Genomic DNA, 14,478 nt, shown 5'->3' with positions numbered 1-14,478 from the left:
AGGCCTCAGCGGTGGACCCCACGCGCCTCAGTCGCGGCTGCGATGGGCCTCCCTCGTGGATGCGGTGCGCCTCAGTCGCGGTCCTCGTCGTCGAGGCGTATGTTCGACGTCTGCTGGACCTGCATGAGGAACTCCACGTTGCTCTTGGTCTTCCTGATGCGGTCGATGAGCAGCTCGATGCCCTGCTGCTGGTCGAGCGCGGCGAGCACGCGACGCAGCTTCCACATGATCTTCAGCTCTTCACTGGAGAGGAGGATCTCCTCCTTGCGCGTACCCGAGGCGTTGATGTCGACGGCCGGGAAGATCCTTCGGTTCGCCAAGCCGCGATCGAGCTTCAGCTCCATGTTCCCGGTGCCCTTGAACTCCTCGAAGATGTACTCGTCCATCCGCGAGCCCGTCTCGACGAGTGCGGTCGCCAGGATGGTGAGCGAGCCACCGTGCTCGATGTTGCGGGCTGCGCCGAAGAACTTCTTCGGCGGGTACAGCGCGGCGGCGTCCACGCCACCGGACAGGATCCGCCCACTCGCCGGCGCGGCGAGGTTGAAGGCGCGAGCCAGCTTCGTGATCGAGTCGAGCAGGACCACCACGTCGTGGCCCATCTCGACCAGCCGCTTGGCGCGCTCGATGGCGAGCTCCGCGACGGTGGTGTGGTCGTCGGCGGGCCGGTCGAACGTCGAGGCGATGACCTCGCCCTTCACGGCACGCTGCATGTCGGTGACCTCTTCAGGACGCTCGTCCACGAGCACGACCATCAGGTGGCACTCGGGGTTGTTCGTCGTGATGGCGTTGGCGATGGCCTGCATGACCATCGTCTTACCGGCCTTCGCAGGGGCGACGATGAGGCCGCGCTGTCCCTTGCCGATCGGCGCCACGAGGTCGATGACCCGGGTCGTGAGCTGCTGCGGCTCGGTCTCGAGGCGCAGTCGCTGCTGCGGGTACAGCGGCGTGAGCTTGCCGAACTCGACGCGCTTCCTGGCGTCGTCGGGGGTCATACCGTTGACGGTGTCGAGACGGACCAGCGCGTTGAACTTCTGACGCTGGTTCTGCTGCTGGTCCTCGCGGACGGCCCTGACCGCTCCGGTGACGGCGTCGCCCTTGCGCATGCCGTTCTTCTTCACCATGCCCAGCGGCACGTAGACGTCTCCTGGACCCGCAAGGTAACCGGACGTCCGTACGAAGGCGTAGTTCTCCAGTACGTCGAGAATGCCGGCGACGGGGACGAGCACGTCGTCCTCGGCCACCGCCGGTACGTCGTCGTACTCGCCGGCGAAGTCCCGACCCCCGCGAGCGGGACCCCGCTTGTCGCGGTCCCTGTCGCGGTTGCGGTTCCGGTTGCGGTTCCGGCGGCGCCCGCCGCGCTCGTCGTCGTCCGCGCCGTAGCCGGCCTGACCCTGGTTCGGACTCCCGCCCTGCTGGCGGTCCTGACGGTCGTCCTGCTGACGGTCGAAGCGGTCGTTCTGCTGGCCCCGGTTCTGCTGACGGTCGTCCTGCTGACGGTCCGCGCGGTCGCCCTGCTGACGGTCGAAGCGGTCGTTCTGCTGGCCCCGGTTCTGCTGACGGTCGTCCTGCTGACGGTCCGCGCGCTCGCTCCGGTCAGAGCGGTCGCCACGGTAGCTCCGCTCGCCCCGGTCCGAACGGTCGCGGCGGTCGTCAGCGTTCCGCTGACGGTCGCCCTGCCGATCCTCCCGGCTGGACCGGCCCTCGCCCTGCTGGCGGTCGTCCTGCTGGCGGTCGTCCCGCTGGCGGTCGTCCCGCTGGCGGTCGTCCTGCTGGCGGTCGTCCTGCTGGCGGTCGTCCCGCTGGCGGTCGTCCCGCTGGCGGTCGTCGTGGAGCCGGTCGTCATGGTGCCGGTCGCCCGGCCGGGGTTCGTCGACGCCGATGCGGTCGTGCTCTGGGCCGGGTACCTGCTGGCGGGCGTCCGGCCGCTGGCCGGCGCCGTCGTCCTCGGCCGCTCGGGCCTGGCCTTCCTGCCGGGCCACGTCACCCTTGGGGGCCCGCTGCGTTGCGCGGCTCGCACGCCGGCTGCGGGCGGGGGCGCCGTCGACGCCGGTCTCCACCTGTGAGTGGCCACGGGCGCTGCGCGTGGTCTGCGCTGCCGTTCCGTCGACCGCTGGTGTCCCGTCGACCGCTGCTGCTCCGTGAGTCGCGGCGGCGCCGGCCGCCTGGGCGCCGGCTGCCTGAGCGCCCTCCGCCTGCGGGGCTTGCCTGGGCGCGGATCCACCCGACTGCCGGTCCCTGATCGCGGTGACGAGGTCACCCTTGCGCATCTTGGCGGTGCCGGTGATGCCCATGCTCGCGGCCAGGCCCTGGAGCTCAGCCACCTTCATGGTGCTCAGCGCGCCGGAGCGGCGCGGCTTCTCGTCCTGCGGCGTCGCAGCGTCGAGAGTGGTGGTGTCTGTCACGAAGGATCCTTCCCCCTCGTATGCGGTTCGCCGTCAGATGACGAGCCGGTGCTTGGGCCAGGGGCGCTGGCCATTGGAGCCACATGCGGCACAAGGAGGGCCTAGGCAGCGTCGAGGCTGCCGACATGTGGTGGGTGCAGCTCGCTGCTGGATGCACGAGAGGTGGCATCGGCTGCGAGTACGCCATCAATGTAACACCGTTACCCGGACGCATACTCCTCGGTCGCGAGATTGCCTTCAGCGTGTCAGGCGTCTGACCTGGGCCCCCTTCGTAGGGACGCCGGGGTCGAGCAGCCGCCACTGCCGGTCCACCAGGTCGGCGACCGCGGAGACCCGGTCACGCGTGCTGAGCACCAGGACGGAGGGCCCCGCGCCGGAGATCACCGCCGCATGCCCGGCGGCCCGGAGCCGGTCCACGCTCGCCATCGACTCCGGGAAGCTCTCACGGCGAGCCTCCTGGTGCAGCCACTCCCGCGTGCCGTCCAGGAGGTATTCCGGCTGCGTGGTCAGCGCCTGCACGAGCAGGGCTGCTCGCGCGGAGTTGAGAGCCGCATCCGCATGTCGTACGTGGCTGGGCAGAACCGATCGCGCCTTGGCCGTGGACAGCTGGGCGCCGGGGACCAGCACGCGGACCCGCACGTCGGGGTGCAGGACCAGCCGCAGCGTGCGGGTGCGTCCTTCCCCGTCGTCGGACCAGGACAGGGTCAGCCCGCCGTACACGCTTGCCGACGAGTTGTCCGGGTGGCCCTCGAGCCTGGCCGCCAGGTCGTTCACGAAGCCCAGGTCGGGGGCGATGCAGAACTCCGGCTCCGCCAGCGCCAGCGGGGCGGCTGTCCCTTCGCCGGCGGCCGCGAGCCGTGCGCCACGCGGGCTTCCTCGCTCAGGACAGGCCGAAAGTGCTTGTGCCGCAACGACTCCGGTGACTATGGCAGTGGCAGAGGAGCCGAGCCCACGCCCGTGCGGGACCGCATTGCGGCACTCGAGGTGCAGCCCGGAAGGGGGCCGCACCCCCAGCTCCTCCCAGGTCCTGCGCATGGTCCGGTAGACGAAATGCGTAGAGTCGCGGGGCACCTCGTCGGCGCCCTCGCCCTCCACCTCGATGTGCAGCCCTGGCTCGTCGGTCACCGTGGCGACACAGGTGTCCCACAGTCCCAGGGCAAGTCCCACCGAGTCGAAGCCCGGACCGAGGTTCGCGCTGCTGGCGGGGACCCGCACCTCGACCGACGTACCCGGCCCGAGGCGTCCGCCCATCAGCCGTCCAGCCCCAGTGCCTGGGCCGCGGAGAAGGCGTCGACCGGGACGCGCGTCGGGGTGACCTCCGAGCCGTCGGCATTCTTCAGGGCCCATTGCGGGTCCTTGAGCCCGTGACCGGTCACGGTGCACACCACCGTGGCGCCGGGCGGCACCAGACCGGACTCATGGGCCTGGAGCAGCCCGGCGACGGACGCGGCCGAACCGGGTTCCACGAAGATCCCCTCCCGCGCCGAGAGCACACGGTGAGCGGTCAGGATCTGCTCGTCGGTCACCGACTCGATGCGCCCGCCGGAGTCGTCGCGCGCCTGTTCGGCCTGCTTCCACGACGCGGGGTTGCCGATCCGGATGGCGGTGGCGATCGTGTCGGGATGGTCCACCGGATGGCCGAGCACGATGGGGGCGGCTCCGGCCGCTTGGAAGCCCCACATCTGCGGCAGCCTGGTGGCCGGCCCAGGGGTTCCCGAGTCGCGGTGGTACTCGCGGTACCCCTGCCAGTACGCCGTGATGTTGCCGGCGTTCCCGACCGGTAGGCAGTGGATGTCCGGCGCGTCGCCGAGGGCGTCCACGACCTCGAACGAGGCGGTCTTCTGACCCTCGATGCGCGCCGGGTTCACCGAGTTCACGAGCTCGACCGGGTAGGCCTCGGCCAGCTTGCGAGCCAGGGTGAGGCAGTCGTCGAAGTTGCCGTCCACCTGGAGCAGGGTGGCGCCGTGCGCGATGGCCTGGCTCAGCTTCCCCATCGCGATCTTGCCCTCAGGCACGAGGACGGCGCAGGCCATGCCGGCCTTCGTGGCATACGCGGCGGCACTGGCGCTGGTGTTGCCGGTCGACGCGCAGATCACCGCCTTGGCCCCATGCTTGGCCGCCATGGAGATCGCCGCCGTCATCCCCCGGTCCTTGAAGGAGCCGGTGGGGTTGAGCCCCTCGTACTTGACGAAGACGCGGGCCCCCGTCAGCGACGACAGATGCTCGGCGGGCAGCAGCGGCGTGCCCCCCTCCTGCAGGGTCACCACCGGCGCGCCCTGCAGGCCCGGAAGCCGGGCGGCGTACTCGCGGATGACTCCCTGCCACAGCGACGCCATCAGGCTCCTTCCACCCTCATCACCGACGTCACCTCTCGAACGGTGTCGAGGGCGGACAGCGCCTCCACGGTCGCCGCGAGCGCCGCATCCGGTGCCGTGTGCGTCACGACGATGAGGTTGGCCCTGCTCTCGGCCTCGTCGACCGAGCCGACGATCTGCTGGCGCACCGTCTCGATGGAGACGCCATGCTCGGCGAACGATGTGGCTACCTGGGCCAGCACGCCGGGACGGTCCTCCACGTCGAGGCTGATGTGGTACCGCGTCAGCGCCTTGCCCATGTCGAGCACAGGCAGGTCGGCGTACGCGGACTCGCCAGGACCGCGCCCGCCGCCGACCCGGTGGCGAGCCACGGCCACCACGTCGCCGAGCACCGCGCTGGCGGTGGGGTCACCACCGGCGCCCTTGCCGTAGAACATGAGCTGGCCGGCGGCGTCGGCCTCGACGAAGACGGCGTTGAAAGCCTCCCGCACGCTGCCCAGCGGATGCGACCGCGGGATCATCGCCGGGTGCACCCGCACGCTGACGCCGGGGCTCGCCACTCCCGCCTCGTCCACCGTCTCGGTCCGCTCGCAGATCGCGAGCAGCTTGACCACACAGTCCATCTCTCGGGCCGCCTGCACGTCCGCCGCGGTGACCTCGGTGATGCCCTCGCGGTAGACCTGGTCGCTGGAGACCCGCGTGTGGAAGGCGAGAGACGCGAGGATCGCCGCCTTGGCCGCAGCGTCGAAGCCCTCGACGTCCGCTGTCGGGTCCGCCTCCGCGTACCCCAGCGCCTGGGCCTGCTCGACCGCCTCCGCGAAGCCCTGGCCGGTCGTGTCCATCTTGTCCAGCACGTAGTTGGTCGTGCCGTTGACGATGCCCAGGACCTTGCGTACGTCGTCGCCGGCCAGCGACTCGCGGATCGGCCGCAGGATGGGGATCGCGCCGGCCACCGCAGCCTCGTAGTACAGGTCCACGCCATGCGCGGCGGCCGCGGCGTACAGGCTCGGACCAGCCTCCGCGAGCAGCGCCTTGTTCGCCGACACCACGGAGGCGCCGTGCTTCATGGCGCTCTCGATGAGGCTGCGAGCCGGTTCGATCCCGCCGATGACCTCGATGACGATGTCCGCGCGCGCGACCAGGGAGTCGGCGTCCGTGGTGAAGAGGCCCGGGTCGACGGGCAGTTCCGACCGGTCGCGTCCGGGACGGCGCACGGCGATGCCGACGAGCTCCAGCGGCCGGCCCACGCGGGCCGCAAGGTCGTCGGCGTGCTGGGTGAGCATCGTCGCCACGGAGGAACCGACGACGCCACAGCCGAGCAGAGCCACTCGTAGCGGCTGCTGCTCCACGTTCTGGCTCTCACTCACGATGCCACCCATCCACTCCCTGCTCCTTGTGCCCCCTCGGCCCTCGGTCGGGACTGCCACCATCGTGCCGTGTCCACACCGTGGACGCCGGACGTTCCGACATCCGGACCTCCTTTCGCGCCGGGGGCCGTCCCGCACGAAACCTTCTCAGCCGACATCGAGCGCCAACAGATCTTCCACCGTCTCCCGGCGCACCAAGACCCGGGCCCGGCCCTCCCGGACGGCCAGCACGGGCGGGCGTGGCGTGTGGTTGTACTGGCTCGCCATGCTGCGGCAGTAGGCTCCCGTCCCCGGTACGGCGACCAGGTCACCGGGGGCGATGTCGTCGGGGAGGTACTCGTCCATGACGACGATGTCCCCGCTCTCGCAGTGCCGACCGACCACGCGCGCGAGCCGGGGTGGTGCGTCGGACCGGCGGCTGGCAAGCGTGCAGGAGTAGTCGGCGTCGTAGAGGGCGGTGCGGATGTTGTCGCTCATCCCGCCGTCGACCGACACGTAGGTGCGGACCGTGCCGGCACCCACCTCGACGTCCTTGACGGTGCCGACCTCGTAGAGGGTGAAGGTGCTCGGCCCGACGATGGCCCGCCCCGGCTCGATCGAGATTCGCGGCGTGGGGGTGTCGGGGCTCCCGTCGCCCACCGACTTCAGCTCACGCACGACGAGGTCGGCCAGCTGCTCACCCAGTGCCTTGGGGTGCAACGGGGTGTGCTCCGAGGTGTACGCGATGCCGAAACCCCCGCCGAGGTCCAGCTCCGGCAGATGGATGCCGTGCACGCGCGCCACGTCCGCGTGCAGGCCGATGAGGCGCCGGGCCGACACCTCGAAACCGGAGGTGTCGAAGATCTGGCTTCCGATGTGCGAGTGCAGCCCCAGCAGCCGGAGCGCGTCCCCGTGCCCCACGACTCGCGCGACCGCCTCGGCCGCCTGGCCACCGGCGAGGGAGAAGCCGAACTTCTGGTCCTCGTGCGCCGTGGCGATGAACTCGTGCGTATGCGCCTCGACCCCCACCGTGACCCGCACCATGACCGGTGCCTGGACCCCGAGCTCCCCGGCGAGGGCCGCGAGCCGGTCGATCTCCTCGAACGAGTCGACGACGATGCGCCCGACCCCGTAACGCAGGGCCTGCCGGAGCTCGGCCACGGACTTGTTGTTGCCGTGCAGGCCGATCCGCTCAGCCGGGAACTCGGCCCGCTGAGCCACCGCCAGCTCACCACCGGAGCAGACGTCCAGGAAGAGCCCCTCCTGGGCGACCCAGCGGGCGACCTCGGTGCACAGGAACGCCTTGCCGGCGTAGTAGACGTCCACGCCACCGAGCTCGGCGAACGGCTCGCCGAACTCGTCCCGGAAGGCACGGGCGCGCGCCCGGAAGTCCTCCTCGTCCACCACGTACGCCGCCGTGCCGAAGTCGCGCGCGATCGTCACCACGTCGAGCCCCCCGACCGTGAGCCGTCCGGCCTCGTCGCGTCCGATCGTCCGCGGCCACAGCTGCGGAAGGAGCTCCATGACGTCGCGCGGCCACGGTAGCCAGTGCGGGGGGCCGCCGTACCCCTCGGCGTGGAGGGCTCCCGCCTCGTGAGCGCGCATCGTCGTCCTGCCTTTCCCGGCCCGGTCCTGACCCGGGCCACTGTCACACGTGCCGGTGCAGCGCCGTCACATGCGCTCGGGTGCCGAGACCCCCAGCAGGTCCAGCCCGTTGGCCAGGACCTGGCGGGTGGCGTCGTTGAGCCACAACCGCGTGCGATGCAGGTCCGTGACCTGCTCGTCGACGCTCATCGGTCGCACCCGGCACGTGTCGTACCACTTGTGGAACCTGCCGGCCAGGTCCTCGAGGTAGCGCGCGACGCGGTGCGGCTCGCGGAGGTGGGCCGCCTGGGCGACGACACGGGGGAAGTCCCCGAGGACCGCCAGCAGCGCCGCCTCCGTCGGGTCGGCGAGCAACGACGGGTCGAAGCCGTCCTCCCGGCGGACGCCGTCCTCCCCCGCCAGCCGAGCGACGTTGGAGGTGCGGGCGTGGGCGTACTGCACGTAGAACACGGGGTTGTCGTTCGTCTGCTTGCGCAGGTCCTCACCATTCAGCGAGAGCGGGCTGTCCGCGGGGTAGCGCGCCAGCGAGTAACGGATCGCGTCGGTGCCGATCCACTCGATGAGGTCGTCGAGGTAGATGGCGTTGCCGCGTCTCTTGCCCATCCGCTCACCCGCGATGTTGATGAGCTGGCCGATGAGCACCTCGATGCTGGCCTCCGGGTCGTCCCCGGCGCACGCCGCAATGGCCTTGAGCCGGTTGACGTAGCCGTGGTGGTCCGCCCCGAGCATGTAGACCTTCTCGGTGAAGCCTCGGTCCTTCTTCGACAGGTAGTACGCCGCGTCGGCCGCGAAGTAGGTCGGGGTGCCGTTGGCGCGGACGAGCACCCGGTCCTTGTCGTCCCCGAAGTCCGTGGTGCGCAGCCATACCGCCCCGTCACGGTCCTCGACGTGGCCCTGCTGCCGCAGCCGCTCGACCGCCTTCGAGACGGCGTCGTCGTCGTGCAGGGCCTGCTCGGAGAACCAGACGTCGAAATGCACCCCGAAGGCGTCCAGGGTCGCCCTGATGGCGCGCAGCTGCGCGGCATACCCGAGGTCTCTGGCGACAGCGGTCGCCTCCTCGGGCGGAAGGGACGTGAGGTCCGGACGCTGCGCGAGGACCTCCTGCGCCAGTGCCGTGACGTACTCCCCGGGATACCCGTCCTCGGGCACCTCCTCGCCTCTGGCCCGGGCGACGATCGACGCGCCGAACTTGTCCATCTGGGCGCCGGCGTCGTTGACGTAGTACTCCGTCGTCACCGCGGCACCGGAGGCCCGCAGCAGCCGGGCCAGAGCGTCGCCGAGCGCCGCCCAGCGCGTGTGGCCGATGTGCAGCGGACCGGTGGGGTTGCCGGAGACGAACTCCAGGTTGATCGTGTGACCGGCCTCCGACTCGTTCCGACCGAAGGCGGTCCCCAGCTCCACGACCGAGCGGGCCAGCTCACCGGCCGAGGCGATGTCGAGGGTGACGTTGAGGAAGCCCGGTCCGGCGATGTCGACGGCCTTGACCCCCCGCGCCTTTCCCAGCCGCTCGGCGAGCACCGCGGCAACCTCGCGAGGGGGTTTGGCGGCGGCCTTGGCGATCTGGAGCGCCACGTTGGTGGACCAGTCCCCGTGGTCGCGGTTCCTGGGTCGCTCCACGCGGACCTCCGCCGGCACCTCGACGGTGAGTTCGCCGGCGGCGACAGCATCGTCGAGAGCGGCGCGTATGGCTGCGGAGAGCTCTTCCGGGGTCACCCGGGCAAGTCTAGGCGGACGGCGCCTGCCCCCTGCCCCTGGCCATGAGGCCCCCGACGACCTCCACGAGCTTGTCGGGGTCGAACGGCTTGGGCACGAACGCGTCGAGCCCTGAGCTCTGCGCCTGGACCCGGTCGTGCTGCTGGACGGAGGCCGTCACCATCACCACCGGAATGTGGCGTAGCCGCTCGTCGGCACGGATCTGGGCGATGGCCCACCAGCCGTCGCGCGGAGCCATCTGCGCGTCGAGCGTGATGACGCCCGGCAGCTCAGCGGAGCCGGCGAGGCTGTCCAGGAGCTCCTGGCCGTCGGCGGCCTCGAGGACGTCGTAGCCCTCCAGCTCGAGGTTCAGCCGGATGAGCCGTCTGATCTGCTCCGTGTCGTCACAGACCATGACGACTCCCCCGCGTTCCATGGGCCCAAGACTAGGCTGCTACCCTCACCGAGCGCCCCTTCACCAGGGCGAGTGGGCCCCCGTAGCTCAGGGGATAGAGCACCGCCCTCCGGAGGCGGGAGCGCAGGTTCGAATCCTGCCGGGGGCACTGAAGGCCAGGCGCAGGGCGCCTGGCCTTTCTGCTGCCTCAGCGCTGGGACGCGTCGGCCACCTCGCCGACGAGCTCCTCGATGACGTCCTCCAGGAACACCACCCCGATGTCGGCTCCGTCGGCGTTCACGACGCGGGCCAGGTGGGCACCCGTGCGCTGCATCGTCCGCAGGACCTCCTCCACCTCGTCACCGGCCTGGACCGTAGCGAGCTTGCGCACCCTCTTCACCGGCACGGCGATGTCACGCTCCGTGTCGTCGGCGTAGAGCACGTCCTTGAGGTGCAGGTAGCCCCGCAGGCTGCCCGCGCGGTCGAGCAGGGGGTAGCGGGAGAACCCCCGCTTCGCCACGAGCCGCTCCACGTCGTCCGGAGTGGCGGTCAGCGGCAGGGTGACCAGGTCGGACAGGGGCACCGCGACGTCGACGGCGGCCTTGTCGCTGAACTCGAGGGCGGCGCCGACGAGCCCGTGCTGCCCCTCCTCGATGAGCCCCTCGTGGTGGCTCTCGGCCAGGATGTGCTCGACCTCCTCGACGGTGAAGGCGGACGTGATCTCGTCCTTCGGCTCCACACGGAACAGCCGCACCAAGCCCTTCGCGGCCGCCTCCATCACCCGGATCACGGGGCGCAGCGCGCGGGTGATGACCAGCAGCACCGGCACGAGGACCAGGGCCGACCGTTCAGGGCCGGCGAGCGCGAGGTTCTTGGGGATCATCTCCCCGACGACGACATGCAGGTAGACGACGACCAGCAGGGCCACGGCCAGCGCCAGCCCGTCGGTGACGCCAGTCGGCAGCCCGAGGTGATGCACCACCGGCTCCAGAGCGTGGTGCAGCGCGGCCTCCGAGATGGCACCGAGCAGCACCGAGCACACGGTGATCCCCAGCTGGGCGCAGGCCAGGAGCGAGCCCATCTGCTCCATACCGTCCAGGGCCGTCTGCGCGCGGCGGGAACCGTGCGCCGCCAGCGGCTCGAGGGTGGAGCGGCGGGCCGCCATCGCGGCGAACTCCGCGCCCACGAAGAACGCGTTGAGCAGCAGCAGGAGAACGGTGACCCACAGAGCACCTGCACTCATCGGACCGCCCTGCCTGAGTCGCGCCGGGAGGCTGAGTCCTCGCGAGAGCCTGAGTCGCGCCGAGAGCCTGAGTCGCGCCGGGAGCCTGAGTCGTCCCGGGAGCCTGCGTCCGACCGCCTGCCCGCCGCGGCGGAGGCACGCGGGTGGCCGTTCGACGGGTCGGGTGGTCCAGGCGGTGCCGGCCGCGCGGGCGAGCCGACCTCAGAATGGCTTCCGGCCTCGGTGCCGCCGCCGTCGTCCTCCAGCGGCCGGAACCGCAGGCGGTCGGCCCGCATGCCGTCCATGGCCAGGACGGTGATCTCCCATCCGGGGATGGTGACCCGGTCCCCGACGACGGGGATCCGGCCGAGCTGCGCCATCACGAAGCCGCCGCAGGTCTCGTACGCCGGGCCTTCGGGCACCTGCGCACCCAGCCGCTCCCGGACCTCGTCCGGCCGCCACAGGCCGGGGACCGTCCACGACCCGTCGGTGAGCTCGCGGCCGGTCGTCCGGAACACGTCGTGCTCGTCGGAGACCTCTCCGACGATCTCCTCGACCACGTCCTCAAGGGTCACGATCCCGGCCGTGCCGCCATACTCGTCGACGACGATCGCGAGCTGGAGCCCGCGCTCGCGCAGCATCAGCAGAAGCGGGTCGAGCCGGATGGTCTCCGGCACGAGCAGCGGCGGGACCATGAGCGCCGACACCGGCACGTCGTGACGGCGTTCGTGCGGTACGGCGATGGCGCGCTTGACGTGCACGACCCCGTCGATGTCGTCCCAGTCCTCGCCCGTCACCGGGAACCGTGAGTGGCCGGTGCGCCGCGCCAGCCGCACAACGTCCTCGGCGGTCGCCGTCCGCTCGATCGACGACGCACGGGCCCGCGGGCTCATCACGTCAGCGGCCGTCTGCTCCCCGAAACCGAGAGACTTCGTGACGAGGCGCGCCGTGCCCTCGTCGAGCGTGCCGGCCTCCGCTGAGCGTCGCACCAGCGACGCCAGCTCCTGCGGCGTGCGTGCCCCGGACAGCTCCTCCTGGGGCGTGATGCCCAACGCTCGCAGAGCGAGGTTGGCGGACCCGTTGAGCACCGCGATGAGCGGCCTGGTGACGACCGCGAACAGGCGCACCGGCACGGCTACGACTTTGGCCGTCTCCAAGGGGGCGGAGATCCCGAGGAACTGCGGGAGCAGCTCCCCGAAGACCATGGAGAAGACCGTCGCCACGACGAGCGCGATGACTGCGGCGACCGACGTCCTCGTCTCTCCCTGGAGTCCTGCCGCCCCCAGGGGTGTCTCCAGGAGGCGACCGAGAGACGGTGTCGCGATGAACCCGAGGACCAGGGTGGTCAGGGTGATGCCGACCTGTGCCGCGGAGAGCTGCGTCGACAGCCCTCGCAGCGACCCGAGGACGACCTCCGCCCGGGCGTCGCCGGCGTCGACCGCCTTCTGCACCGTGGGCCGGTCGAGCGCCACCAGGGAGAACTCCGTGGCCACGAAGATGGCCGTGCCGATCGTCAGACCCACGCCGGCGAGGACCAGCAACCATTCGGTCATAGTGCTAGCCATCCTAAGGTGGCGGGAGCCGTCGGGCAGAGCCTGCTCGAGCCGAGCAGTCGGCTCACGGCGTCGCAACCCGCTTGACCCCGCCCCCGCGCAGGTTGGCAGGATGACACCATGTCTGTGACCAGGGGGGAATGATGACAACAGCGACCAGGGTGCCCGACGGCGCCCGCATCGAGGTCCGCGACCTGACCAAACGGTTCGGCGGCTTCACGGCCGTGGACGACCTCAGCTTCACCGTGGACCCCGGCCGGATCACCGGCTTCCTGGGGCCCAACGGTGCCGGTAAGACCACCACGCTTCGGATGCTCCTGGGGCTGGTGCGGCCGTCCAGCGGCAGCGCCACCATCATGGGTCAGCGGTACCACGACATCGCCCGCCCGATGTCGGTCGTCGGGTCGGCTCTGGAGGCGACGAACTTCCACCCCGGCCGCACGGGCCGCGACCACCTCCGGGTCCTGGCGGACACCGCAGGGGTCAGCGCCAGCCGGGTGGACGAGATGCTCGAGCTGGTCGGGATCCCGGCGGCGGCGCGCAAGAGGGCGGGCGGCTACTCGATGGGCATGCGCCAGCGGCTCGGGCTGGCCGCGGCCATGCTCGGGGACCCTCAGGTCCTCATCCTCGACGAGCCCGCCAACGGCCTCGACCCCGAGGGCATCCGATGGCTCCGCGGCTTCCTGCGCCACCTCAGCACGGAGGGGAAGACGGTGCTCATCTCCAGCCACATGCTGCAGGAGGTCGAGCAGACCGTCGACGACGTCGTGATCATCGCGAACGGGCGGCTGGTCAAGCAGGGGGCGATGGGGGACCTGCACGGGGAGACCGCGCAGAGCATTGTTCGGACCACCGACCTGGACGCCCTCGCCGGAGCGCTTCGCGTCGCCGACGTGACCAGCTCGGTGCGGGACGGGGCGTTGTACGCGGACACCTCGGACCTGCGGCTCATCGGTGACGTCGCCCTGCGGGCCGGGCTTCCCGTCCACGAGCTGCGGGGCGCCACCACGGACCTGGAGGCACTGTTCTTCGAGCTGACCGAGGGAACCAACCGCAACCTGGGTCAGGACGCGTCGTCGCCGGGGGCTGCCCACGCTGCCCAGGAAGGAGCGGTCCGATGACCGCCGTCACCCGCGCCGAGCTGCGCAAGTTCTTCACGACACGCCTGTGGTGGGGTATCGGCATCGCCCAGCTGCTGCTCGGGATCGCCATGGGCGTCCTGTTCGCCTTCTTCGTCACCCAGCCGCAGGTCGGTCAGAACGGGCAGCGGCAGCTCAGCGGCACCGCCGAACAGGTGGCCAACACCGCGTACACCGGCGGGCTCCAGTTCGCCTACCTGCTCACGCTCACGATCGGCGTCATGCAGATCGGCTCCGAGTACAGACACAAGACGATCACCAGCACCTTCCTGGCCACGCCCAAGCGAGCGTCGGTCATGTGGGCGAAGGTGGTCGCCCTGCTGGGGATCGGGGCGGTCTACGGCTTGGTCTTCCTCGTCGGCTCGGTAGCGGCCGGGGCCATCACGCTGCAGGCGCGGGGGCACGAGCCCTTCCCCACGTCGGGAGTGTTCCGCAGCCTCGCCCTGTCCCTCCTCGTGCTCGGGCTGTGGGCGCTGATCGGACTGGGCGCCGGCATCCTCATCCCGAACCAGGTGGCCGCCCTCCTGATCTCCATCGGCGTCGCCTGGATCGTGGAGCCGATCGCCGGCGTGCTGCTGGGCCTGTGGAGCTGGGGCCGCGAGCACATCGTGGAGTACCTGCCCACAGCGGCCACTCAGGCCGTGGTCAACCAGGTCACCCAGGGTGGGTCCGACGCCGCTCCGCGGCTCGAGTGGTGGGCCGGAGCCCTGGTGCTTGCGGCGTATGCCGCGGTGCTGGCCGGTTTCGGGTCGTGGCGGACCGTCCGGGCCGACATCAGCTGACCCTCGGGAGACCGCCGACGCGGCCTTC

11 protein-coding genes and 1 tRNA gene are annotated in these 14,478 nt (G+C 70.9%); 3 read left to right on the top strand and 9 right to left on the bottom strand.

Features of this window, described 5'->3' with window-relative positions:
• Window positions 1-71: 71 nt before the first annotated feature.
• The 7 genes from rho to PHA84_RS12710 all read right to left on the bottom strand — a co-directional run bounded on the left by rho (window position 72) and on the right by PHA84_RS12710 (window position 9,796).
• A complete protein-coding gene (gene rho, locus PHA84_RS12740) occupies window positions 72-2,402 on the bottom strand; it encodes a transcription termination factor Rho (RefSeq protein WP_270888493.1) in 2,331 nt (776 codons plus the stop codon).
• Between the two features lie 237 nt (window positions 2,403-2,639).
• Complete coding sequence (locus PHA84_RS12735; RefSeq protein WP_270888492.1) at window positions 2,640-3,653, bottom strand: homoserine kinase; 1,014 nt, start codon at window positions 3,651-3,653, stop codon at window positions 2,640-2,642.
• Window positions 3,653-4,738 carry a threonine synthase gene (gene thrC / locus PHA84_RS12730; protein ID WP_270888491.1) on the bottom strand — a complete coding sequence of 362 codons (1,086 nt, stop codon included), beginning with the start codon at window positions 4,736-4,738 and terminating at the stop codon, window positions 3,653-3,655. Before thrC ends, PHA84_RS12735 begins: the two co-directional genes overlap by 1 nt.
• The gene (locus PHA84_RS12725) at window positions 4,738-6,084 is read right to left on the bottom strand and encodes a homoserine dehydrogenase (RefSeq protein WP_442952886.1); all 1,347 of its coding nucleotides are present in this window, start codon (window positions 6,082-6,084) and stop codon (window positions 4,738-4,740) included. The genes thrC and PHA84_RS12725 overlap by 1 nt, the downstream gene beginning before the upstream one ends.
• Before the next feature lie 147 nt (window positions 6,085-6,231).
• A complete protein-coding gene (gene lysA / locus PHA84_RS12720) occupies window positions 6,232-7,668 on the bottom strand; it encodes a diaminopimelate decarboxylase (protein WP_270888489.1) in 1,437 nt (478 codons plus the stop codon).
• 66 nt (window positions 7,669-7,734) lie between these two features.
• Window positions 7,735-9,381 (bottom strand): arginine--tRNA ligase, encoded by a 1,647-nt coding sequence (gene argS / locus PHA84_RS12715; RefSeq protein WP_270888488.1) that lies wholly within the window; start codon window positions 9,379-9,381, stop codon window positions 7,735-7,737.
• A gap of 10 nt (window positions 9,382-9,391) precedes the next feature.
• Window positions 9,392-9,796 carry a response regulator gene (locus PHA84_RS12710; protein ID WP_270888487.1) on the bottom strand — a complete coding sequence of 135 codons (405 nt, stop codon included), beginning with the start codon at window positions 9,794-9,796 and terminating at the stop codon, window positions 9,392-9,394.
• 55 nt (window positions 9,797-9,851) lie between these two features.
• Here PHA84_RS12710 and PHA84_RS12705 point away from each other — a divergent pair.
• A tRNA-Arg gene (locus PHA84_RS12705) sits at window positions 9,852-9,923 on the top strand.
• A gap of 39 nt (window positions 9,924-9,962) precedes the next feature.
• On the opposite strand, the gene PHA84_RS12700 is transcribed toward PHA84_RS12705, so the two are convergent.
• Complete coding sequence (locus PHA84_RS12700) at window positions 9,963-10,997, bottom strand: hemolysin family protein (RefSeq protein WP_270888486.1); 1,035 nt, start codon at window positions 10,995-10,997, stop codon at window positions 9,963-9,965.
• A complete protein-coding gene (locus PHA84_RS12695) occupies window positions 10,994-12,529 on the bottom strand; it encodes a hemolysin family protein (protein WP_270888485.1) in 1,536 nt (511 codons plus the stop codon). The genes PHA84_RS12700 and PHA84_RS12695 overlap by 4 nt, the downstream gene beginning before the upstream one ends.
• Before the next feature lie 143 nt (window positions 12,530-12,672).
• On the opposite strand from PHA84_RS12695, the gene PHA84_RS12690 reads away from it, so the two are divergent.
• Both PHA84_RS12690 and PHA84_RS12685 read left to right on the top strand, forming a co-directional pair.
• A complete protein-coding gene (locus PHA84_RS12690; protein WP_270888484.1) occupies window positions 12,673-13,650 on the top strand; it encodes an ABC transporter ATP-binding protein in 978 nt (325 codons plus the stop codon).
• Window positions 13,647-14,450, top strand: a complete 804-nt coding sequence (locus PHA84_RS12685) for an ABC transporter permease (RefSeq protein ID WP_270888483.1) — start codon at window positions 13,647-13,649, stop codon at window positions 14,448-14,450. The genes PHA84_RS12690 and PHA84_RS12685 overlap by 4 nt, the downstream gene beginning before the upstream one ends.
• The last annotated feature ends 28 nt before the right edge of the window (window positions 14,451-14,478 follow it).

Origin of the sequence: Pedococcus sp. 5OH_020 (assembly GCF_027812955.1) — a bacterium.
In the GTDB taxonomy this organism is placed as follows: Bacteria; Actinomycetota; Actinomycetes; order Actinomycetales; family Dermatophilaceae; genus Pedococcus.
This window is presented reverse-complemented; position numbering and strand designations above follow the sequence as displayed.

Coding starts and splice junctions, on each gene's coding strand:
- PHA84_RS12695 (WP_270888485.1), bottom strand. CDS start 12,529: ATGACCGAATGGTTGCTGGTCCTCGCCGGCGTGGGTCTGACGATCGGC.
- PHA84_RS12735 (WP_270888492.1), bottom strand. CDS start 3,653: ATGGGCGGACGCCTCGGGCCGGGTACGTCGGTCGAGGTGCGGGTCCCC.
- PHA84_RS12685 (WP_270888483.1), top strand. CDS start 13,647: ATGACCGCCGTCACCCGCGCCGAGCTGCGCAAGTTCTTCACGACACGC.
- PHA84_RS12690 (WP_270888484.1), top strand. CDS start 12,673: ATGACAACAGCGACCAGGGTGCCCGACGGCGCCCGCATCGAGGTCCGC.
- thrC (WP_270888491.1), bottom strand. CDS start 4,738: ATGGCGTCGCTGTGGCAGGGAGTCATCCGCGAGTACGCCGCCCGGCTT.
- PHA84_RS12700 (WP_270888486.1), bottom strand. CDS start 10,997: ATGAGTGCAGGTGCTCTGTGGGTCACCGTTCTCCTGCTGCTGCTCAAC.
- PHA84_RS12710 (WP_270888487.1), bottom strand. CDS start 9,796: ATGGAACGCGGGGGAGTCGTCATGGTCTGTGACGACACGGAGCAGATC.
- lysA (WP_270888489.1), bottom strand. CDS start 7,668: ATGCGCGCTCACGAGGCGGGAGCCCTCCACGCCGAGGGGTACGGCGGC.